16 protein-coding genes and 1 pseudogene are annotated in these 20,106 nt (G+C 65.4%); 8 read left to right on the top strand and 9 right to left on the bottom strand.

Going from position 1 to position 20,106, the window contains the following annotated elements; translation table 11 throughout:
- Positions 1–246 precede the first annotated feature (246 nt).
- Positions 247–936 (top strand): response regulator, encoded by a 690-nt coding sequence (locus tag EJP69_RS19615; RefSeq protein ID WP_093209516.1) that lies wholly within the window; start codon positions 247–249, stop codon positions 934–936.
- Between the two features lie 44 nt (positions 937–980).
- The gene (locus tag EJP69_RS19610) at positions 981–2,135 is read left to right on the top strand and encodes an ATP-binding protein (RefSeq protein ID WP_170217178.1); all 1,155 of its coding nucleotides are present in this window, start codon (positions 981–983) and stop codon (positions 2,133–2,135) included.
- Between the two features lie 285 nt (positions 2,136–2,420).
- Here EJP69_RS19610 and EJP69_RS19605 read toward each other — a convergent pair whose 3' ends face one another.
- From EJP69_RS19605 to EJP69_RS19585, 5 genes and pseudogenes are all read right to left on the bottom strand, one after another.
- On the bottom strand, positions 2,421–2,858 hold the full coding sequence (locus EJP69_RS19605; protein ID WP_093209512.1) for a helix-turn-helix domain-containing protein: 438 nt from the start codon (positions 2,856–2,858) through the stop codon (positions 2,421–2,423).
- 322 nt (positions 2,859–3,180) lie between these two features.
- Positions 3,181–3,483 (bottom strand): annotated as a pseudogene (locus tag EJP69_RS19600) (IS3 family transposase); the annotation flags it as partial.
- Between the two features lie 97 nt (positions 3,484–3,580).
- Positions 3,581–3,793 carry a type II toxin-antitoxin system RelE/ParE family toxin gene (locus EJP69_RS19595; RefSeq protein ID WP_126472166.1) on the bottom strand — a complete coding sequence of 71 codons (213 nt, stop codon included), beginning with the start codon at positions 3,791–3,793 and terminating at the stop codon, positions 3,581–3,583.
- The gene (locus EJP69_RS19590) at positions 3,790–4,098 is read right to left on the bottom strand and encodes a type II toxin-antitoxin system RelB/DinJ family antitoxin (RefSeq protein WP_126472165.1); all 309 of its coding nucleotides are present in this window, start codon (positions 4,096–4,098) and stop codon (positions 3,790–3,792) included. Before EJP69_RS19590 ends, EJP69_RS19595 begins: the two co-directional genes overlap by 4 nt.
- A gap of 536 nt (positions 4,099–4,634) precedes the next feature.
- Positions 4,635–5,267 carry a YkgJ family cysteine cluster protein gene (locus EJP69_RS19585; RefSeq protein WP_093209508.1) on the bottom strand — a complete coding sequence of 211 codons (633 nt, stop codon included), beginning with the start codon at positions 5,265–5,267 and terminating at the stop codon, positions 4,635–4,637.
- Positions 5,268–5,419: 152 nt separating this feature from the next.
- Here EJP69_RS19585 and EJP69_RS19580 point away from each other — a divergent pair, with 152 nt between their 5' ends.
- From EJP69_RS19580 to EJP69_RS19565, 4 genes are all read left to right on the top strand, one after another.
- A complete protein-coding gene (locus EJP69_RS19580) occupies positions 5,420–6,454 on the top strand; it encodes a tyrosine-type recombinase/integrase (RefSeq protein ID WP_126472164.1) in 1,035 nt (344 codons plus the stop codon).
- A 416-nt stretch (positions 6,455–6,870) separates the two neighbouring features.
- A complete protein-coding gene (locus tag EJP69_RS19575; protein WP_240652223.1) occupies positions 6,871–8,049 on the top strand; it encodes an efflux RND transporter periplasmic adaptor subunit in 1,179 nt (392 codons plus the stop codon).
- Between the two features lie 2 nt (positions 8,050–8,051).
- Positions 8,052–10,007: a MacB family efflux pump subunit gene (locus tag EJP69_RS19570; RefSeq protein WP_126472162.1), complete on the top strand. Its 1,956-nt coding sequence runs from the start codon at positions 8,052–8,054 to the stop codon at positions 10,005–10,007.
- On the top strand, positions 10,007–11,443 hold the full coding sequence (locus EJP69_RS19565) for a TolC family protein (protein WP_240652222.1): 1,437 nt from the start codon (positions 10,007–10,009) through the stop codon (positions 11,441–11,443). Before EJP69_RS19570 ends, EJP69_RS19565 begins: the two co-directional genes overlap by 1 nt.
- A gap of 126 nt (positions 11,444–11,569) precedes the next feature.
- On the opposite strand, the gene EJP69_RS29515 is transcribed toward EJP69_RS19565, so the two are convergent.
- From EJP69_RS29515 to EJP69_RS19550, 4 genes are all read right to left on the bottom strand, one after another.
- Positions 11,570–11,737, bottom strand: a complete 168-nt coding sequence (locus tag EJP69_RS29515; protein ID WP_170217177.1) for a hypothetical protein — start codon at positions 11,735–11,737, stop codon at positions 11,570–11,572.
- 209 nt (positions 11,738–11,946) lie between these two features.
- A complete protein-coding gene (locus EJP69_RS19560) occupies positions 11,947–12,873 on the bottom strand; it encodes a ChbG/HpnK family deacetylase (protein ID WP_126472161.1) in 927 nt (308 codons plus the stop codon).
- A gap of 175 nt (positions 12,874–13,048) precedes the next feature.
- On the bottom strand, positions 13,049–13,936 hold the full coding sequence (locus tag EJP69_RS19555) for a glycosyltransferase family 2 protein (protein WP_240652221.1): 888 nt from the start codon (positions 13,934–13,936) through the stop codon (positions 13,049–13,051).
- Between the two features lie 184 nt (positions 13,937–14,120).
- The gene (locus EJP69_RS19550) at positions 14,121–15,638 is read right to left on the bottom strand and encodes a glycosyltransferase family 39 protein (RefSeq protein ID WP_240652220.1); all 1,518 of its coding nucleotides are present in this window, start codon (positions 15,636–15,638) and stop codon (positions 14,121–14,123) included.
- Between the two features lie 1,045 nt (positions 15,639–16,683).
- Between EJP69_RS19550 and EJP69_RS19545 the strand changes: the two genes are divergently transcribed.
- The gene (locus EJP69_RS19545) at positions 16,684–17,082 is read left to right on the top strand and encodes an ABC transporter ATP-binding protein (protein WP_126472159.1); all 399 of its coding nucleotides are present in this window, start codon (positions 16,684–16,686) and stop codon (positions 17,080–17,082) included.
- A gap of 839 nt (positions 17,083–17,921) precedes the next feature.
- A complete protein-coding gene (locus tag EJP69_RS19540; protein ID WP_420824225.1) occupies positions 17,922–20,048 on the top strand; it encodes a type IV pilus secretin PilQ in 2,127 nt (708 codons plus the stop codon).
- Positions 20,049–20,106 lie beyond the last annotated feature (58 nt).

The following is a 20,106-nucleotide window of genomic DNA, read 5'->3' as shown; positions in this document are numbered from 1 at the left end:
CATGCATGTCCTGCCGCATTCTTGCGTTGTCGGATGAAGGATTGCTGCACAAATTGCCAAGATTTGATCAAGATCGCGGCAATGTTCGACGGCTGCTACACGAGGCAAATGCCCATGACAAAAGGGCGGGGTTTAAGGGGGTGAGATTGCCCGAACGCGCCGGATAATGCGCACCCCGCCGAAGGCAACTCTTCAGCCCTGACAGCGGAAGACGCCGCTGCCCTGGCGGCGTGCACTGATTGCTCTATGGCCGACGAACGTATCCTGATAGTTGAAGACGACCCTCAGATTGCCGAGGTGCTTTCCGCCTACCTGCGTCACGAGGGATATCAAACGGCGCACTGCCGTGATGGCGAGGAGGCCCTTCGGATGTTCGGGCAGTGGCAGCCGACGCTGGTGCTCCTGGACTACATGCTGCCGAGACTGAGCGGCAGCGAAGTGCTGGCTGCCATGCGCCGCGCGGGCGATGTCCCGGTCATCATGGTGACGGCCATCAACGACGAGGCAGAGAAGCTCGGGGCGCTTCGCTACGGCGCGGACGACTACGTGGTCAAGCCCTTCAATCCGAAGGAAGTCGTTGCGCGCGTGCAGGTGGTCCTCAGGCGTTCCCGCACGCCTTCCTTCGCACCCCAGTCCCGGCTTTCTCAGGGCGTGCTCGAACTCGACCTCGATGCCGTGAGCGCGCATGTCGAGGGTGACTCGAATCCGCTGGAACTGACGATCACCGAATTCAAGCTGCTGTCGACCATGATGCGACATCCGCGCAAGGCCTTCAGCCGGTTCGAGCTCCTGCAGGCTTGCCTGCCCGAAAGCGATGCGCTCGAACGGGTCGTCGACACGCACGTGCACAACCTGCGGCGCAAGCTGGAGGAGCGTGGCGTCATGGGCGTTCCCCTTGCCGTTCGCGGCGTCGGCTATCGTCTGGGCGGCTTGTAGCGATGCGCTCGCGCAGATCGCTATGGGCGTGGCTCACCTGGCGCATGGTCGCCTTGGCCATTGCCGCGACCGCTGCCGTGCAGGCCGGGATGTGGGCCCGTTACAGCTATTGGGAGGCCCGGGCCGAGTCCAAGCTGCCTCCAGGGATTGCGGCCGAGATGCGGCGACTCGAGGCCGCACCGGAGGAGAACGCGAAGCGGCTGCAGGAGATCTACGGGATGTATGGCGATCTTTTCATGCCGCCTTCCGAAACCGAGGATCTGATCGTTCAGGCGCTGCTGAGCATCGCCATTGTTCCGTTCGTCGTTGTGTTCGGTCTGATCCTGGCAAGGCGCATTGCCCGGCCGGTCTCGCATGTGGTGGCGGCGGCGGAGTCGGTGTCGATCGGGCGCTTTTCCGCCCGGGCACCGGTGCTGGAGGCTGCGCCCGCCGAACTTCAGCGCCTCGCCATGCACTTCAACAAGATGGCGCAACGATTGGAAGCGTACGACCGGGAACTCCACGACTCGAGCGCGGCCATCGCGCATGAACTGCGTACGCCTCTGACCGCGGCGATGGGGCGGCTGCAAGGCATTGTGGATCGGGTGTTTCCGTTCGAAGAGGGCCAGATCGCCACGGTGATGGACCAGCTCGAGCAGATCCAGCGCATCATCGGCGACCTGCAGGTCCTGTCGCTTGCGCACGGCGGCAGATTGCAGCTGGAGATCACGGAGTTCGCCGCGCGCGAGTTCGTTGACGAAAGGATCTCATGGGCGACCCCCGCGCTGCGCGAACGGGGCGTGCGGGCCCTCAACCATGTCGCGGCTGCGCAGATGCTGCGTGCTGATCGGACCCGGCTCGGCCAGGTCCTGTCCGCGCTCCTCGACAACGCGGTGCGCTACGCAAGCGATGGGGGCCTTGTGGAGGTCGACTTCCTGGCGCGGGAGCACGGCGTCGAGTTGATCGTTCGCGATCGAGGGACGGGCATCGCGTCGGAGGACGACGACCTCTCGCGCTTCTTCGAACGCTTCTGGCGCGGAGAGCAGTCCCGCTCGCGGCACGCCGGCGGAACAGGCTTGGGTCTGTCGGTCGTTCAGGCCATCTGCAAGGCACATGGCGGACATGCATGCGCCGCGGCACGCGCAGGCGGTGGTGCGGAGATCCGAATCTGCCTGCCGTACACGGTGAAGGTTCCGGAGGCAGGCAAGCTGGTGACCTAGCCGTGCAGGCGGTGACACGGCCGGTGTGCATGGACGTGGCGTCGTCGCAGGGCCTCGCCGTGTCCACGAGCAGTTGGCACAAGCTTTGTGAAGAGGAGGTGTTTCAACAAGAAGTCGGATCGGTTCTTGTTGGAAGCTGCCGATCTATTCAGGCGGAGGCCTGTTCCGCCGAAAAAATTCGGGCGCAGCGGCCTTTGTCGGGCATTCGAGCCGTGCACGCTTGTTCGAATGCATGCGCTGGCCTGCTTCCTTCGGCTTCACTCCCAAGCAAGGCGGCGGCGCCTGCTACGTGTTGAGGCGCTGCGCAACCTCGCGAGCACCAAGGCCGCGCACGGCGGCAAGACTTTCGAGCTGCGCGGCTCGCGGGCGTGCTTTTCCTTGTTCCCAGTGGTAAATCGTCTGCCCGGAGACGCCAACCAACTGCCCGTAGTTCGCCGCGGACAGGCCGAGCTTCGAGCGGTGTGCCGCCAGCCTCGCTGCGCTGAACCGGCGCTTCGTGCCGGCTGCTTCTTCATCCTCCGAACCTGTGGCCGCAGTCGAGCGCGTCGTGCCCTTCACCACATGACGCAATTCCTTCTCAAGGACGCTTATCTGACGACGCAGATCGGCGATCAAGGCGCGATGTGCGGCCGATGCCTTCTTGAGTGTTTCGATCTCGGCTCGCACTTCCTTGCGAGCGACCCGGGAGATTTCGGTTTTAAGGATCAAGGCGATGTTTGGCATGAGCGCATTCTGCCTTCTTGTTTGCGGTGGTTTCCGTAGGTCGATTTCCTTAGAACGAAGATTGGGGCGGCAATGTGCAATGGCGGTTGTGTGCGTGGCCGTGCGCGGCGGACAGGCTTGGCGCTTGCTTTCGACGCATACGGTGCATCTCGGCTGGGCGCATTGCCTGGTGAACGCTGGCGGACTGGCGCTGTGCGGCGCGTTCGCAGCAGGCCCCCGTAGCTGGTGTGCCTGGGCCACCGCAATCATTGTGCTGGCTGTTGATTTCCATGGAATCCTGACCCCGCGGGGATGCGGATAAAAACTTGGACTGGTTTGATGCCGCGAGTCCAAGGCCCACCCGGTATTCGATGGGGCTGGGAGAGCCAAGAGAGATCTTGATCCGCTTCTCGTTGTACCAGCAGATGTCCGAGTCGAGCGTCTCGACGAATTGCTCAATGGTGGCGTTCTTCCAGTCTTGAGGATAGAACAGCTCGTTCTTCAGCCGACCGAAGAAGCCTTCGCAAGCTGCGTTGTCAGGTGAGCATGCCTTGTGAGGCATCGAGCGGGTGGAGTTCGCGTCGCTCATTCTTGACAGCCAACCTGGCCAGCGGTAGTGGCCGCCCCGATCGGAGTGAACCACAGGCACAGCGCATGTTCGTGACAGGATTTTCCAGTCATCAGGCGCACAACTGCGCGCTGTGAAGGACGCGCAAGATGCGAATGCACTCCTTGTCGGTCCTTTAAGCCGCGATGTAGGGTGTGCGGCGAACCACAAGTTCGCGGGTTCCTTCGATGCGTCCCGGGCGCCCTCCCTCCAGGAACCGCAGCAACACCAGCACCTGCGCGGCAATGCGCTCGTCCACTGAAATCGCCGCGCGCGGATCATCCTTCTGGATGAAATCGAAGATCCGCTCTCGATCTTCCAAGGCCGGCGGCGCCCACTCCAGTCTCACGCATGGCCTTGATTCAACTTATGCACCGCGGCCGTACGGCGCTTGGCGAAACGCGCTTCGACTTGTTCGTGATCCACACCCGGGCGCGGATCGTCCAAGGCTTCCTGCACCTTGGTCCGGAACCAGGCATCATGTGCCGCAGCATCGACCGTCAGTCCTGCGGGCAGTGCACCCTCCTTGGCCACGCGCGTCAGCACGATCCTCATCACGTCCGAAACGGTCAAGCCGATGTTGTCGAGCACCTCGGTCGAGCGCTCCTTGATGTCTGCGTCGATGCGAGTCTGTACCAGTGCATTGGCAGCCATGGCGGGTCTCCAAATCAGGAAAATGACAGACCCACTGTCATTCAGTTGCATGACAAATGCCGGCACACCAGGCTGTGACGAGTTGCCATGTGCATCACGTGGCGACCCTGGCGCAGCGAAAGCCAGACAGCCCGTACGCCCGCGACAGGAAAGGATGACCCAATGATCCGGACATGGGACGCCTTCCGCAACGCTTGCGTCGCATGCACCGGCACCATGCTGCGATACCTTGCACTGCCGAGCACCATGCCTACTGGCATTGCACGGCACGAAAATCACCTGACGTTCTCGCTCTCGATGATTCGCGGTGGCCCAAGGTTGGACCCGAACTGATGGTTCAGGGCCCCGGGGCGGAACTGGGGACGAAACGTTCAAGCCAGATCCTCGGCACAGCGAATGGCGATTCAGGACCGTCGGCCAACCGCATCCGGCCGCCCGCCCAGGATGCGCCGGCAAGGTCGATGCCATGAAGTGATGACCGAGATCGGTAGAGAAGTGAGGGAGAAAAACAGTCTTTCGCTCGTACAGATATCCCCTTACTCCTCTGGAAAAAAGTCCCGTATATCCGCATACAGCGTACCTGCCTGTGCCATGAGCGCGAAAGCCTTGAGCTTGGTGGCGTCTGCATAGGGGACTGTGGCCTGCCCTCCTTCGGAATGCCGGCACAAGAGATCGTCATCGTCCAAGTTGATCAAGGTGCGGCATGCCATTGGCCGGGACTCGTAGACCGAACAGCGACCTTCGCGAAGGAACGGGCAAGGCGTACGCGATCCATCCTGCAACCTCTGCTCCATCCCGGGCAGCGCTTCGGTCGACGCATGGTCGGTGATTCGCATGCTGCGTTTCGGAGCGCTCGGTAACTTGCCGCTGGCACGGCCCAAGAGCCTGGCCTCGACGAGCGAGATCGTCACCGGTATGTGGCAGCAATGGCTGCATCCCGTCCGACAGGCCGCCAGCGCCTCCATCGGTCGGGCCCAGGCAGAGGCCGCCCGTTGTAGCCAGATCACCCGTTGCAGCACCGTCTTCGCTTGCTGGGACGCCTTGAGCAAGGGAGCGGCATTCGCATCGGCGGCAAGGCCCGCCAGCTTGGCCTGTGCGCGCTGCATGGCCAACGGCAGGCGCTCATGCTGCTGATGGACCAGGTCCGATGTTGCAATGCCAACTGTCATCCTGGAAGCTTAAGTCACGAGCAGCCCCTGCAAAAATATACTAACGGCACGCGCTTATTTTTCCAGCCCAAGACCTCCTCCTCCCTCACAACCAGCAAAATGCTAACCAAATCCAACTCTTTGCCGTTAGTTTGTTTATTGCCTGGTGCCCGATGGTCGACTCCACCCTGCCCCTTTTCGATGAAATGCCTCCTGCTGGGCAGGTGGCCGCCTTCAAGGCAGCTTTCGATGCCTGGCTGGCCGAGCAGCGCGGCTCGGGGTCGCTGCGTCAGGACGGCTCGGTGGCCGTCTACGAGGACATGTGGGAGGCCTTCGCCGCATGGTGCTTGAGTCAATCGCCCGTGGTGACTCTGTCTTCCCTGGATCTCGCCGACTTGCAGGCCTTCCAGTCGGCCCGATTCGGCCGCAAGAGCTCCGACCTGTCGCTCACGCCGCGGTACGCGTTGCGCCTGATGCGGCTGATCGATCGGGTGCTGCGTCACCATGCATCCCGGACCGAGGCCGTGGCCAATCCCGCGGCCGCGGACTGGATCGCGGCCAACCCCGAGATCCGATATGCCGATGCCGCGCACGCCGATCCGCTGCCGGAGTACCTCTCGGTGAGCGAGGCCAGGCAGCTCATCGCCTTTCTCTCGAGCGCCCGGCCAAGACCTGGGAAATCGCGCGACGCGCAGGCGCCGCTGACATGGCAGGAAGTGCGCAATCGCGCCTCGGTGGGCTTGCAGCTCGGCGCCGGACTCACGCCGGGAGACGTGCGAGCGCTGACGCTGGATTCGCCCGTCTCACAAGGCAGCCGCGTGCGGGAGCGGCCATGGAAGCTCCAGGTCCCCGGCAATGGCAATTCGCCGGCGCGCGAGACACCCGTGGCGCCTTGGGCCGCGGAGCTGCTGCAGCACTGGCTCGTCGTACGCACAGAGGCAGGCATCGCGGGGACCTTCCTGTTTCCTTCCACACGCACCGGCAAGCAGTGGCAAAAGCCGTCACAGTACGAATGCGCGAAACGGGTGCTCGAGGAAGCGGGCGCCGATTCTCGCGAAGGGGGCTCGTTTCGATTGCGGCACACGTTCGCACTGCGGCAATTGCGTCGCGGCACGTCGCCGCAGCAGGTGGCAGGATGGCTCGGCATCGAGCCGTCCAAGATGAAGCGCTACGAACGCGTGCTGCCGGGTGTCATCGAGGTCGTCTGAGCTTGTCCTCGCTGGACTCGAGCGGCACCCACCGTCCAGTAATCTCCTGCAAGCAACGCCCGCAATGAATGGGGCCATGATCCAACGAATCCGCAGTCACTGGATTCGTTGACGCTCTGCATCCGGGTCGATGCGGGCGTGAGCACCCAACAAGCCACCTGCCCTTGCACCGCATGCATGCAAAGGCGTCGCTGCTCGCGATTGCCGCAGAGACGCTGAAGTCTCGAGCGGCGCAGCGGCGGAAATGCCTGCCTCGCCCTGTGCTTTCCTCGTCGTGATCTCCACACGTTCTGCACGAGGGCCCCAAGGATTCTGGACAGCTGTCCGCGACATTTCACCGCTCGGCAGCATTGCCGATGTTGGATTCGATCGGTTCCAGAAAGGGATGAATGAGGTTGGTGTCTCGACGATTTGCCATGCTCGGCCTGTCCATCGCGGCCGTGATCGCGGGCATCTGGATATGGGTGCTGGCTTCGGACCCGGGCCCCGAGCTGGCGACCGCGAGCGTGACCGTGGGCGACCTGGAGCAGACCGTGCTGGCCGTCGGCCGGTTGCAACCCAAGGAGCTGGTCGCCGTCGGCGCCCAGGTCTCCGGACAGGTCAAACGACTGCATGTCGTTCTGGGCCAGCCCGTCAAGACCGGCGATCTCATTGCCGAGGTCGACGATCAGCCGCAGCAGATCTCGATGCGCAGTGCGCAGGCAGCAGTGAGCTCGCTGCAGGCCCAGCTTGCGGCCAGGCGCGCCGCCCAGGCACAGGCCGAGCTCGCTTTCCGGCGCCAAGAGACATTGCTCACGGCAGAAGCCACCTCCAGGTCCGACCACGAGGCGGCCAGGGCGGTGTTGGAGACCGCGCGTGCCGAGGTCCGCTCGCTGGCGGCCCAGATCGAGCAGGCGCACACCCAGATCGAAACCGCACGCATCAATCTTGCGTACACCCGGATCGTGGCACCGATGGACGGCGTCGTCGTCGCCGTCGTCACCAAGCAGGGCCAGACGCTCAATTCATTCCAGACGACACCCACGATCGTCATGCTGGCCAAGCTGGACGTCATGACGGTACGCGCCGAGATCGCGGAGGCCGATGTGCAAAAGGTCGAGCGAGGCCAGAAGGTGACATTCACGACCCTGGGTGACAAGCGGGAACGGTACGTGGCACAGATCGAGCGCATCGAGATCGCGCCCACGTCCATCGTGAACGACGCGGGCAGCGCAGGTGGCTCCGGCGGGGGAAGCGCATCGGGCGCCCCGACCTCTTCGCGCGCGGTCTACTACAACGCCGTCTTCGACGTCCCGAATCCGAAAGGACAGCTTCGCCCTTCCATGACGGCGCAGGTCTCCGTGCTGATCTCCCATGTCAGGCAAGCGCTGCTGGTACCCACCGCCGCCCTGGGCGAGCGCGATATGCATGAGGCCTACACGGTGCGCGTGGTCGACCGCCGGGGACGGGTCTCTGCGCGCTCCGTGCGCATCGGCGTGCGAACCAACGCGACGGCGCAGGTCCTGTCCGGCCTCCAATCCGGAGACCACGTGCTGATCGGCGAGGCTTTGCCGGCCCCTGTGCCTGCCAGTTCGGGATTGCTGGGAGGGTTCTGAGCATGGACAGTGAGCCGCTTTTGGCGCTGCGCGCGGTACGCCGGGAGTTTCCTGCCGGAGACGGCACCGTGGTCGTGCTCAAGGACATCGACTTGAAGATTGATGCGGGCGAGATGGTGGCCATCGTCGGCGCATCCGGCTCTGGCAAGTCGACACTGATGAACATCCTCGGCTGCCTGGATCGACCCACGGCAGGCAGCTATCGGATCGCGGGTGCGGAAACCGGGGAGCTCAATCCCGACGAACTGGCCGCGCTTCGGCGCGAGCACTTCGGCTTCATCTTCCAGCGTTACCACCTGCTTGCGGATCTCTCGGCCACGGCGAACGTCGAACTGCCGGCAATCTACACGGGGCTGGCCGCCTCAGCGCGGCAAGCACGCGCGCAGGCGCTGCTCGCGCGCCTTGGCTTGCACGAACGCATGAACCACCGTCCGGGCCAGCTCTCGGGCGGCCAGCAGCAGCGCGTGTCCATCGCGCGCGCCCTGATGAACGGGGGAGCAGTCATCCTCGCCGACGAACCGACGGGGGCGCTGGACAGCACCAGTGGCGAGGAAGTGATGCGCATCCTGCGGGAGCTGCACGCCGATGGCCACACGGTCATCATCGTCACCCATGACATGTCGGTTGCCTCTCATGCTGCACGGGTGATCGAGATCAGCGATGGCGTCATCGTCGCCGACCGACAAACCGGGGCCTTCCCGGCCTCGGCACCTGCAGGCGTCGCGTCGCCCGCTCCCGCCACCGCCGCCACGGTGCGGGCGGCCGCGGATCGTCTCGCTCAAGCGTTTCGCATGGCCGTGCGGGCAATGAACGCACACCGGCTTCGCACCTTCTTGACCATGCTCAGCATCATCATCGGCATCGCTGCCGTCGTCTCGGTGGTGGCGCTCGGCCGAGGCGCGCAAGAGCAGGTGATGACACAGATCCGCGAACTGGGAACCAACACCCTCGACGTCTTTCCCGGCAAGGATTTTGGCGACACCCACGCGGGAGCCATCGAAACGCTGGTCGCCGCCGATGCAGACGCACTCGCCGACCAACCGTACGTCGACAGCGCCACCCCGAACCTGTCGATCAACGTCACCGCGCTCTATCGTGAACTCGTGGTCGCAGGTCAGGTCACCGGCGTGGGCGCGGGACATTTCCGCGTGCGCGGCCTGAAGCTCGCATCCGGACGCTTCTTCGATGCACGCGACGTCGAGCGGCACGGTCAGGTCGCAGTGATCGATCCGAAGGCAGCCGCGACATTGTTCAAGTCCGCGGCACGTGCCATCGGTGAGATCGTGCTGCTGGGCAACATGCCCGTGGAAATCATCGGTGTGCTGCAGCCCGTGCAAAGCAGCACCGGTACTTCCACCCCGACCTTCTACGTGCCCTATGCGGCGGTGGCGACGCGCCTGTCCGGGCAGTCTCACCTCGACAGCATCAGCTTGCGCGTTCGCGATGCCGTGCCCAGCCAGGCCGTGCAACAGGCGGTGACCGCGATGCTGAGCGAGCGGCACGGTCGAAAGGACTTCTTCATCTTCAGCTCAGACCAGATCCGGCAGGCGGTCACCCGCACCAGCACCACGCTCACGGTGCTGATCTCGGGCATCGCCATGATCGCACTGCTCGTGGGCGGCATCGGCGTGATGAACATCATGCTGGTATCGGTGACCGAGCGCACCCAGGAGATCGGCGTGCGCATGGCGATCGGCGCTCGCCAGTCCGACATCCTGCAGCAGTTCCTGATCGAGGCAATGCTGGTATGCCTTGTCGGTGGCATCCTGGGCGTGCTGAGCGCATTGGGCCTGGGCGTGGCCGCCGACCTGATGCAACCCGGCCTCCAGATGTCCTTCTCCGGTGCATCCATCGTGCTGGCCGTCGTCTGCTCCTCCCTGATCGGAATCACCTTCGGCTTCCTGCCGGCGCGCAATGCGGCCCGGCTGGATCCGGTTCAGGCACTGGCGAGGGACTGATGCGCTTCCTCATCATGGGCCACATGACGGCGCTCACGGTGGCATTGGCAGGTTGCACCGCCCTCACCCGCACGCCCTACCAGCAACCGCCCGTGCCCATGCCGGCTCGCTTCGAGTACTCGGCCTCCACCGCCGATGCCCGGCACCACGAGGCATGGTGGCGCTCGTTCGGCGACCCGCAGCTCGACGGGTGGATCGATCATGCGCTGGAGCGCAACCCGGACCTTGCCGCAGCGGGCATCCGGGTGCGCCGCGCCTCGCTCGAAGCGCAACTGGCCGGCAACGCATTGCGGCCGGCCTGGGACGGAGTGGTCTCGGCCAGCGCGAGCCGCGCACTGTCCGGCGAGAGCCAGCGCACCCGTGAGGCCGCCAGTGTCAACCTCGGCGTGCGCTGGGAGATCGACCTGTTCGACCGCCTGGCGGCCCAGCGCGACGCAGCCGGCTTCGAGGCACAGGCGAGCACGCAAGACCGAGAAGCCGTCGCCCTGTCGCTCGTCGCTGCGACAGCGAGCCTTTACTGGCAACTCGGCCATGCGAACGAGCGCATCGCATCCGCACGGCAGAGCCTGGCGTACAGCCACCGCACCCGCGAATTGATTGGTGCACAGCACCAGGCCGGCTCGGTCTCCCGCCTCGAGCTGCGCGAGGCTGAGCAATCCTTGGCCGAGCAGCAGGCGCTGCTGAGTCAGCTCGTGCAGACACGCAACGAACTGCATCAAGCACTGGGGATCCTGTTCGACGGGGCTTTGCCGACCGGCCCCGAACCGCAGCGCCTGCCAGATGCCATGCCTGCCCCTGTCGGCGCGGGCCTGCCGGCGCAACTGCTCGGACGCCGGCCGGACCTTCGCGCTGCCGAGCTTCGGCTGCGCGCCTCGCTTGCCAGCCGCGATGCTGCCATCGCGCGCTTCTATCCGACGCTCTCGCTCACGGGTGGCCTGGGCGCAGCCAGCACGTCGCTGCTCGAGGTGCTGCGCAATCCGGTCGCGACGCTGGGTGCCGAGATGACACTGCCCTTCCTCAACGCGCGGGAGATGCAACTGAGCAGCGCCATCGCCCGGACACGCCATGAGGAAGCGATCGTCGCGTTCAGGAAGTCGCTCTACACAGCGCTTGCGGAGGTGGAGCGGGCGCTTTCAGCGCGCACACAACTGTCGTTGCAGGACGTCGCGCGCCAGCGCGCGCGGGAGGAAGCTGCCGAGAGCGAAAAGCTCTACGAGGTTCGCTATCGCAACGGCCAGATCCCCCTGCGCTCATGGCTCGATGCGCAGGAGCGCAAACGCGCGGCTGAACTGGCTCAGGCAGCGACGCGCCTGGCCTTGCTGCTGAACCACCTGACGCTCCATCGGGTGCTGGGCGGCCCCATTCCTGCCAGGGACAACATCGGCGCGGCACGCGAGGGCGATGGCAGCGTGAATCTCGCGAAGCGACGCTCCTGAAGAGCCTCGTTCTTCATCACTCCTCGGAAAGCCCGGCCCCAGGGGACCGCGAAGGACTCGTGTTTCGTGCTTGCGGTTCGAGCAGCCGTCGTTTCGTGAAGGCGGGACGGTTGGCCATGCAGGTGATCACGGCCCGAACCAGAAGGCAAGCCACAGCGCGACGACGCCCAGTGTCGCAAGCAGCAGGAGCGTTTCGGCCTTGCGCCGCAACCAGCAAGCGCCGCGTGAGCCCCGGCACACGATGGCGGCCTTCCCTCGCGCGAAGACCGACAAAGGCCTGGGCTGGCGCGTCATGCCACTCTCATGGTCAGCGCCGCACGGCGGCGCAAGGTTTCCCATGGCGGCACGGGACACCATCGGTGCAAGCCGAAGCAGCTTGAAAAGCGCAGCGGGCCGGCACCGGCGCGGGATCGCTCTGCGCACGTGCAGACGGCCTCATCCTCGAAGTGCTTCCAGCCACGCGGCCGGTTCGCAGAAGATCGTCGCGGACACTTGCGAGGCACTCAGGGTGCTCGCTGCGATGTCTTTGCGCCGATGCCCGACATCGGCGCGATGCCGATACCCAGGGTCCGCAGCAACTGAGGAAATCCGGGATCGGCCCACACCATGAACTCGACACCGCGTCCGTGGCGGATGACGTCGCCCATTCTTGGAATTCCCGGATGGCACATCAGGAGGTCGCCGTCCTTCGCGCGCCTGAGCCAATGCCGCAGCAGCGAACCGTAACCGCTCTCGGTGGCCTTGAAGTCGTAGGCACCGAGCAAGCGGGTGTTCACGAAGAAGCCAAGCGCACGTGCCTGGCGCCGGAAGTCCTCTGCGCCCACCAGCCGATCGATGAGCCACGCCTTGCGGTCTTCGGGGCGCTGCATCGAATCCATCAGGGACGAAGTCGGTGCCGCACTCGCGCGCACCCAAGGCAGCGAGCCCGTGTAGCGGCGGGCCAGCACATCGAGCACGATGTCGCGTATCTGCGGCAAGTGATGCACGTGCTCGTGGCTGTCGAGATGCGCAGGTGCCCGGAACATCTCCTCCTCGAAGGCATCGAGCTGATCCAGCAAGGCTTCGCGGATGCGTCGCTTGGGCAGCAAACGCAGATGAGCCGCCGTGACGAGCGTTCGCACCGACCCCAGCGCGGGCGCGCCATTGAATGACAGAGTCAAGTTGAAGTGGAGGCCGACGTCGATATGGCGGGCGTCGAGGTGGCGCGCACGCGCCGCTCCCTCCTCCCACTCCGGCGCCTGCGTCATGGCACTCAAGGCGCTCACGCGGCGCATCTCGGCCAGCTGCAAGGCCGCAGCGTTGACGCCTTGGTTCAGGCCGAAATCATCCACGCAAACGGCAATGGTTCGCTGCACCGGGCGAGGTGCGCCATCGTCGACCGCGGGCGGCGTCGCAACAGTGTCTTCGGTGCGCTCGGCTGGGCGGCTCATCGGTCGAACTCCCTGGCCAGGACTGGCTCCTGAGCGAGCGGCATGGAGGCGGACAGAAGCCGCGGCCTTCCCCCCGCTCTGGAGACCCGAGCGCACCGACAGGTCCCGCGCGGGCACACCGCGGCCTTGCCTGCTTCAGCGATGCCGGACCGGCTCTGACGCGGCTGCGGCGTCCTCATCGCTGGTGCTCCTTCGGGGCGTTGTCGCGCGGCCGCTTGACGAGATAGAGGGGCCGGCCCTTGACTTCATCGAACACCCGCGCCAGGTACTCGCCGATCACGCCGAGCGACACCAGTTGCACGCCGGCCAGCAGGAACATGGCAACGACGATCGTGGTCCAGCCTGATACTTCATTGCCCCACAGCATGTACGACACGGCCAGCACTGCGCCGTAGCCGAACGCGGCGGCTGCCAGCACGCCGCCGAGCACGCTGGCGGCACGCAGCGGCCAGCTGGTGAACATGGTGATGCCGGTCAACGACAGGCTGCACAGTGCCCGCAGGCTGTAGTGGCTGCGCCCGTGGGGCCGCGGCGGTGGCACGTAGGCGATATGCTCGACGCGAAAGCCCACCCAGGCGAACAGTCCCTTCATGAACCGGCTGCGCTCGGGGAGTGCACGCAGGGCCTCGACCACCTGGCGATCGAGCAGGCGAAAGTCGCCAGCGCCCGCCGGAACGCGATAGCGCCGGTCCCGGTCGATGAGACCGTAGAACAGGCGAGTACCGATGCGCTTGATCCAACTTTCCGCCTTGCGATCGGTGCGCACCATGCAGATCATGTCGCCTCCCCTGGCCCAGCGCGCGACCATGCCGGGGATCAGTTCGGGTGGGTGCTGGCCGTCGCCGTCCATCAGAAGCACAAGGTCTCCGCGTGCGGCATCCAGCCCCGCACTCAGCGCGGCCTCCTTGCCGAAGTTGCGCGAGAGCTCCAGCAGCCGGACGCCATGATCCCGCCAGCGCTGCGCCACCTCCACGGTGGCATCCGTGCTTCCATCGTCGACGACGACAATCTCCCAGTCGCGCGCCAGGCTCGAGAGCACCACCACCAGCTGTGGCAAGAGCAATGCAAGATTCCTGGCTTCGTTGCGACAGGGAATGACGCAACTGAGAGAAGCCACGCAGGCCCTGGGAGACGAGCCCGCAAGCGGCTCCTGCGAAAGGCTGTCGCCGCTTGTGCCCGACTGCACGGGCGCGCGCAGGGTGACCGGGGGTTCCGTGCCCTGCGCACTCCAGCGCACAGCTCCTGGATCAACGCGTGGCATTCGACTCTCCAGTGCAGCGCACCGAGCTGGAAACGGGCGCGATCACGCGCCAGTACAAGCCAGGGAAGTTGTCGCCCACCGCGCGATAGCCAGGCGGCTTCGGGGCCTTGCTCAGCACGAGGACGCCGCATCCGTCGACCAGTTTCCTGTCCACCCATGGACTGATGTCCAAACGACCATGGAGAAGGACCAATGGTTTCTCCTGAAGTCGAAGCGCCAGTGCACCAGCTTCGGCCGGGGGGCCTGCCACCAGGCGGATCGGCCCTCCGAGCTCGGCGCGCGCTTCCGGCGCTACGGCGTCCGCGAGTGCCTGCGCATCGAAGTTGCGCCAGTGGTGTCGCTGCCATCGCACCTCTCCATTGGCGGAGATCATCTGCCCCCACAGAAGCAACAGCAGTTGGACAAGGCCAAAGGCTTTGAGGGCCGATTTCAGCGGGACGGCAGACCAGGCACGCTTGCAGCGGCCAAGCTCCATCGCCGCCGGGATGGCAAGCAGCAGAAAGGGCGCGCCCCAATGCAGCTGCAGGTCCGCGCCGACGAACAGTCCCAGCGCGCAGGTGAAGACCAGCGGGGTGATGCCGAAGCACAGCAGCAGGCGCCGGCTCATTGCCGTGTCGATGGCCGGCGCCGTGTGCCGATGCGCCGGGATTCGCTGCGCGCCGCGATTGCATGTCCACAGCGCCAGCAGCAGAAAGAACCATGCGGGGAGCGCGCGATTCAGAAGCTGATCCAACAACCAGTGCGCACTTCCGGTCCATCGGCGCCCTCCCTGCAGTTCGAGCCCGAGGGAAGATTCCATGGCGTAGCGGATGGGCCCCAGATCGTGCTGCCAAAGCCAGTACAGATGCGGAGACACCAGCGCCAGGGCGGTCACCATCGCCAACAGCAGGCCACGCCGATGGTGCGTGTCCCGCCAGCCGCGCTGCCAGCCCCAGAACGCGAGAACCGCCAGGGCCATCACCGCGATGTGGTACTTGGCGAGCCCGCCCAGGCCAAGGCAGGCTCCCAAGGCAAGCCACCAGCGCGCCTGCCTTGTACGAAATGCCTTCCACGTGAGGCCGGCGCTGGCAACCGCGAAGGGAATCAGAACCACTTCGTGGTTGTAGTAGTAGAGGCGCCCGTTGTAGTAGGTGATGCAAAGCGCGGCCAGGACGGCAACGGTTGCATGCACGGGCCCGCGCAGGGCCGCAAGCAGCCGCCACAGCAGTCCCATGGCCGCCAGCGCGAACGTCGCCCCCAGGACATAGGTGGCGACTTCCGACAGTCCCATGACCTGCACCGGAATCCAAAGCACCCAGGTGGGCAGCGGCGGGTGTTTGTAGTAGCCCCATTCGAGGCTGCGCACCCAGGTGAGCTGCTCGATGTTGTCCGTGGGGGGCACCAGGCTCGAGTGGGCCAGATGCGGCAGCCAGACGGCGGCAAACAACAGCAGCAGCAAGGTGATCCAGATGCCGTCGGGCCGGGGCGAACATGCGTCCATCGCGCGGCGCAGGGTCGCTGCCAAGGAGCCCCCATCGGGATGCGACACAGGGACACATGGCGCCGGCGCCAGAGGATCTGTGGCTTCTGACAGGGACGGAGTCGAAGCGGTGTCTGCAGGCGGAGAGTGCATTCGAGGCAAGCGAGTTCGGGAAGGGCTCTGTGGATGGACAGAGGTGCCATGCTCGTTCGCCGTCGTTCAGATGTGCTGCAAGTTCCGTCAACATCCGATCAAGCGGCGAACGAATCCGCGCCTTCGCCCAACCGATGCCACTTGGCCTCGCTCGGTTGTCCGTGCATCGCACCGGTGAACGGTGATGCGGCCTGCATCGCCCACGCTCTGATGAGCGGGAGACTTCAGCATCTCCATCAGATCTGGATCGGACGCGAGCCCGTTCTCCATGCTCTTTCAAAAGAATCGTCGCCAGGCCACTGGTCCGGGCGGACCTCGTTGCGGCAACTCTTGCTCGCCCCGGCGATAACCGTCCTGACGAGGTGCTGTATGCGTTCGCGTTCGAACGCCTTGGTCCACCTGAACCACACGCAGCCATCTTGCGCTGGCTTGCGTGTCGCTTCGGACCCATTCCAAGCCGGTCGCGGCATCAACCGATGAAGAAAGCAGAATCCGTTCACATCCCCTGCGTGGAAGCAGACCTTCTTCCGCGAGAGGCGGTATCGCCTTGCACCAACACGGGATGGAGTGCGCGGGTGATGCGCCTGCACGGCGCAGCCATTGCCTGTCGCACAGCCCTGATCTGGGCATGCGAAGACTTCGCGACGGCGCAGAGTTTGGCGCGGGAGCCGTTCGGTCGGCAATCGCCCGCGCCACGGCCCGCATGACGGCGCGGTTCGATGCGTCCGACCGCCGCTCGCACGGGCCGCAAGCCGGCGGCTCGCATGTTCGGCGTCTTGCGGCCCGGTGCGGTTGTTCGCATGCCCCAGACGGTGGCTTGGGAAACCACGCCCGCCGCCACATGGCTGCAGCGCTCGTTGCCGCATGCGGCTGGCTGGCTGGCACAACGACGGCTTGTGCCCAGGACGTCGCCGCACTGCCTCAGGGCTCGAACGCCATGAGATGGGAATGGATGTTCTCGCCCTACGCCCATCATTTCCGCCGCAGCAACCAGCACCGGAACGTGTACCTCCTCGGCGTGGAGCGGTATCAGACCGAGAACTGGCTGGTGGGTGTGGGGGTGTTCAGCAATTCATTCGGCCAACCCTCGGCCTATGCCTATGGCGGCTACCAGTGGAGCGACCTGTTCGGCCAACCGAGGCTCTACCTCAAGCTGACAGCAGGCGTCATGTACGGCTATGTCGGAGAGCACAAGGACAAGGTGCCGTTCAACCACAACGGATGGTCGCCGCTGGTGGTGCCTGCCATCGGCTACCGACTCAACTCCCGACACAGCCTGCAGGTGTCGGCATTGGGAACCGCGGGTCTGTTGTTCTCGTATCACTTCCGTCCGTGACAGCGGCGACCGGTCACGAAATCTGCGCCATCGGGCCGCGTGTCGGCGGTGAGGCGCAGGCCTTCATCTTCGTGGCGAATGAACATGCGGTGAAGGATTTCTCCACCGACACGCCAGACCATCGCGCCGGCGATCCTCACCGATTGCGCGGTCCGCTGCGGCTGCGCCGGACAAGACGCGCCTCCTCCGGAGCATCACGCCATCAAGGATGCCTTCCATGAACCTGACATGCTTGGCACAGCAGACCTCCTGCGGGATCGCAGCTGTCTTCGCCCTGGTCGCTGCGGCACCGGTTGCCGCAGCAGGACATTGGTCCATCGACATCGACCCGGCCGCAGCGCATGCCGTGTCCAGCGGGCCAGCACCGATCCACGGCATGCCGGGACCTGCCTATTCCGGTACAGCGATTCCACGGCCTGCACCCGCAGTCCTCCATCGCGCGGCATCGCCATCCCACTTTTCCGCCGCGGCGCTGCGCTCCGGAGGCGACGTCTATCGGAACGACCACTATCACTACCACCTGCACGGCCACGAACGGGAGGGATGGCAGCTGACGGACCGCGGCGCCTCGGCCGATTCGCCGGGATGCCGGCCCGCTGGCTGCCCGGCAACAGGAGCACCTCTTTCCGGAGGCGGCTCATGACGCCTTCCGCGTTGGAGGTCGCGCCGCCGCGGCACTCGGTGGTGACCGCCGCTGGCAACGGTGGGTCCGCGGGCCCTGACGGGGTCCATGGCCAGGTTCCGCCGCGACGCAATCCGCAGGACCGGCGCATCTGCAGGACACCAACAGGGGAATGGCGACGGCTTCACACGCTACCCCCGCGGAGGGAGGAGAACCCATGAAGACATGCCCACGCCCGATGAGTGCTCCCAGTCTGCGCCTGCACCTGCGGCGGTGGATCGGCGCCCTGCTCGCGTCACTGCTTCCGATGGCGGCACAAGCCCAGATGGAAACGCCGCAGCACAACATCATCGAGTCCGTCACCGGCACGACGCGGGCCGGGCTGGATTTGGTGCGCATCGATTTCACGCACCCGCTCAAGGCACTGCCCGTTGGCTTCGTCGTACATTCGCCGGCCCGCATCGCACTGGATTTCCCGGGGGTGGCCAGCGCGGTGGGTCGTTCGGCCATTGCCTTCGATCTGGGCAACCTTCGCGCCGCCAATGTGGTGCAGGCTGACGAGCGCACGCGCGTGGTACTGAGCCTGCGGCATGCGGCCACCTACGAGGCGGAAATCCAGGGCCGCTCATTGCTGGTGTCGCTGCAATCGGGTGCGGACCAGCCACCGAAGACCCGGCCCCTTGCGGAGTTCGCGGGGAACCGCCTTCGCGGCATCACGCCACTGCAAGACATCGACTTTCGTCGCGGCGACGATGGGGCGGGCCGCATCGTCGTGGCCATGGGCAGCAGCCAGCTTGGCGTGGACGTGCGGCGCGAGGGCTCGGCGCTGGTGGCCGATTTCATAGGGGCCTCGTTGCCAGAAGGACTGCGGCGCCGTCTCGACGTGTCCGACTTCGGCACGGCCGTTGCAACGGTGCACCCGCAGCAGTTGAGTGACCGGGTACGCCTGACCATCGGCGCGCACGGTGACTGGGAGCAAAGCGCCTACCAAACCGATGAGCAGTTCGTCATTGAGGTCGGCCCGCGCAAGGTCGACCCGGGCAAGCTCACGCCCGGCACGGGCTATGCCGGCGAGAAGCTCACGCTGAACATCCAGAACGTCGACGTGCGTGCTCTGCTGCGGGTGATCGCGGACTTCACCGGCTTCAACGTGGTGGCCTCCGATGCCGTCTCCGGCAACCTCACGCTGCGGCTCAAGGACGTGCCGTGGGACCAGGCACTGGAAGTCATCCTGCAGGCCAAGGGCCTGGGAATGCGCAAGAACGGCAGCGTGCTGTGGGTCGCGCCGCGCGACGAGATCAACGCCAGGGAAAGGATCGACCTCGAGGCACAGGCCTCGCTGGAGAACCTGGTGACCTTGCGCACGCAGTCGTTCCAGCTCAACTACGCGAAGGCCGCGGCCGTGGTGCAGAACCTGACGGGTGGCAGCAGCGTCGCCTCGGGTGGCAGCGGCAATTCGGCCACACGTCTGCTGAGCCCTCGCGGCAGCGCGATGGCCGAGGCCCGCACCAACCAGCTCTTCGTCACCGACACGCCGGTGCGCCTGGCCGAGGTGAGCGAGTTCATCCGGAAGCTCGACGTACCGGTGCGGCAGGTGCTGATCGAAGCGCGCATCGTCGAGGCTTCGGACACCTTCGGCAAGTCGCTGGGCGCCAGGCTGGGCGGCGGTGTCATCGAGAGGAACAGTTCCATCGGCACCATCCCCGCGGGCCGCAGCCACACCTTCGCGCCCTACACCAATCGCAACTTCGTGAACCTGCCGGCCGGCAGTGCCGGCAGGGGAAATGCGCCGGGCACGTTCTCGGTCTCCCTCTTCAGCTCGAGCCATACGCGCATGCTGAACCTGGAGATCTCGGCGCTCGAGGCAGAAGGCAAAGGCAAGCTGGTGTCCAGCCCCCGGGTGATCACCGCCGACCAGACGAAGGCCCTGATCGAGCAAGGCGAACAGATCCCCTACCAGCAGGCCACGTCCAGCGGCGCCACCTCGGTCTCATTCCGCAAGGCCGTACTCAAGCTGGAGGTGACACCACAGATCACGCCCGAGGGCAGCATCATCCTCGCACTCGACGTGAGCAAGGACGCGCGCGGCGTCAACACTTCCGCCGGTCCGGCGATCAACACCAAGCACGTCAAAACCGAGGTGCTGGTGGAAAACGGCGGCACGGTCGTCATCGGCGGCATCTTCGAGCTGACCGAGATCAACGACGAGTCGCGCGTGCCGGTGCTGGGCGAGGCGCCCTACCTGGGCACACTGTTTCGAAAGCGCTCACACACATTGAACAAGGTCGAGATGCTGGTGTTCATCACGCCGCGGACGATCGTGGGTCGGGGCGCCGCGCCCTGATCGCACGACGACGCTGAGACTCTTCCGAGAGCGCATCCATGCGATGCATGCACCCGGG

The organism is Variovorax gossypii (genome assembly GCF_003965815.1).
GTDB lineage: Bacteria > Pseudomonadota > Gammaproteobacteria > Burkholderiales > Burkholderiaceae_C > Variovorax > Variovorax gossypii.
Note: the sequence above shows the minus strand (reverse complement) of the source record. Positions and strands in the feature narration are given on the sequence as shown.

Excerpts from the sequence above, each read along its gene's own strand:
- EJP69_RS19615 (WP_093209516.1), top strand. The coding sequence starts at position 247 with ATGGCCGACGAACGTATCCTGATAGTTGAAGACGACCCTCAGATTGCC.
- EJP69_RS19610 (WP_170217178.1), top strand. The coding sequence starts at position 981 with ATGGTCGCCTTGGCCATTGCCGCGACCGCTGCCGTGCAGGCCGGGATG.
- EJP69_RS19605 (WP_093209512.1), bottom strand. The coding sequence starts at position 2,858 with ATGCCAAACATCGCCTTGATCCTTAAAACCGAAATCTCCCGGGTCGCT.
- EJP69_RS19590 (WP_126472165.1), bottom strand. The coding sequence starts at position 4,098 with ATGGCTGCCAATGCACTGGTACAGACTCGCATCGACGCAGACATCAAG.
- EJP69_RS19585 (WP_093209508.1), bottom strand. The coding sequence starts at position 5,267 with ATGACAGTTGGCATTGCAACATCGGACCTGGTCCATCAGCAGCATGAG.
- EJP69_RS19580 (WP_126472164.1), top strand. The coding sequence starts at position 5,420 with ATGGTCGACTCCACCCTGCCCCTTTTCGATGAAATGCCTCCTGCTGGG.
- EJP69_RS19575 (WP_240652223.1), top strand. The coding sequence starts at position 6,871 with ATGCTCGGCCTGTCCATCGCGGCCGTGATCGCGGGCATCTGGATATGG.
- EJP69_RS19570 (WP_126472162.1), top strand. The coding sequence starts at position 8,052 with ATGGACAGTGAGCCGCTTTTGGCGCTGCGCGCGGTACGCCGGGAGTTT.
- EJP69_RS19565 (WP_240652222.1), top strand. The coding sequence starts at position 10,007 with ATGCGCTTCCTCATCATGGGCCACATGACGGCGCTCACGGTGGCATTG.
- EJP69_RS29515 (WP_170217177.1), bottom strand. The coding sequence starts at position 11,737 with ATGACGCGCCAGCCCAGGCCTTTGTCGGTCTTCGCGCGAGGGAAGGCC.
- EJP69_RS19560 (WP_126472161.1), bottom strand. The coding sequence starts at position 12,873 with ATGAGCCGCCCAGCCGAGCGCACCGAAGACACTGTTGCGACGCCGCCC.
- EJP69_RS19545 (WP_126472159.1), top strand. The coding sequence starts at position 16,684 with ATGAGATGGGAATGGATGTTCTCGCCCTACGCCCATCATTTCCGCCGC.
- EJP69_RS19540 (WP_420824225.1), top strand. The coding sequence starts at position 17,922 with ATGAAGACATGCCCACGCCCGATGAGTGCTCCCAGTCTGCGCCTGCAC.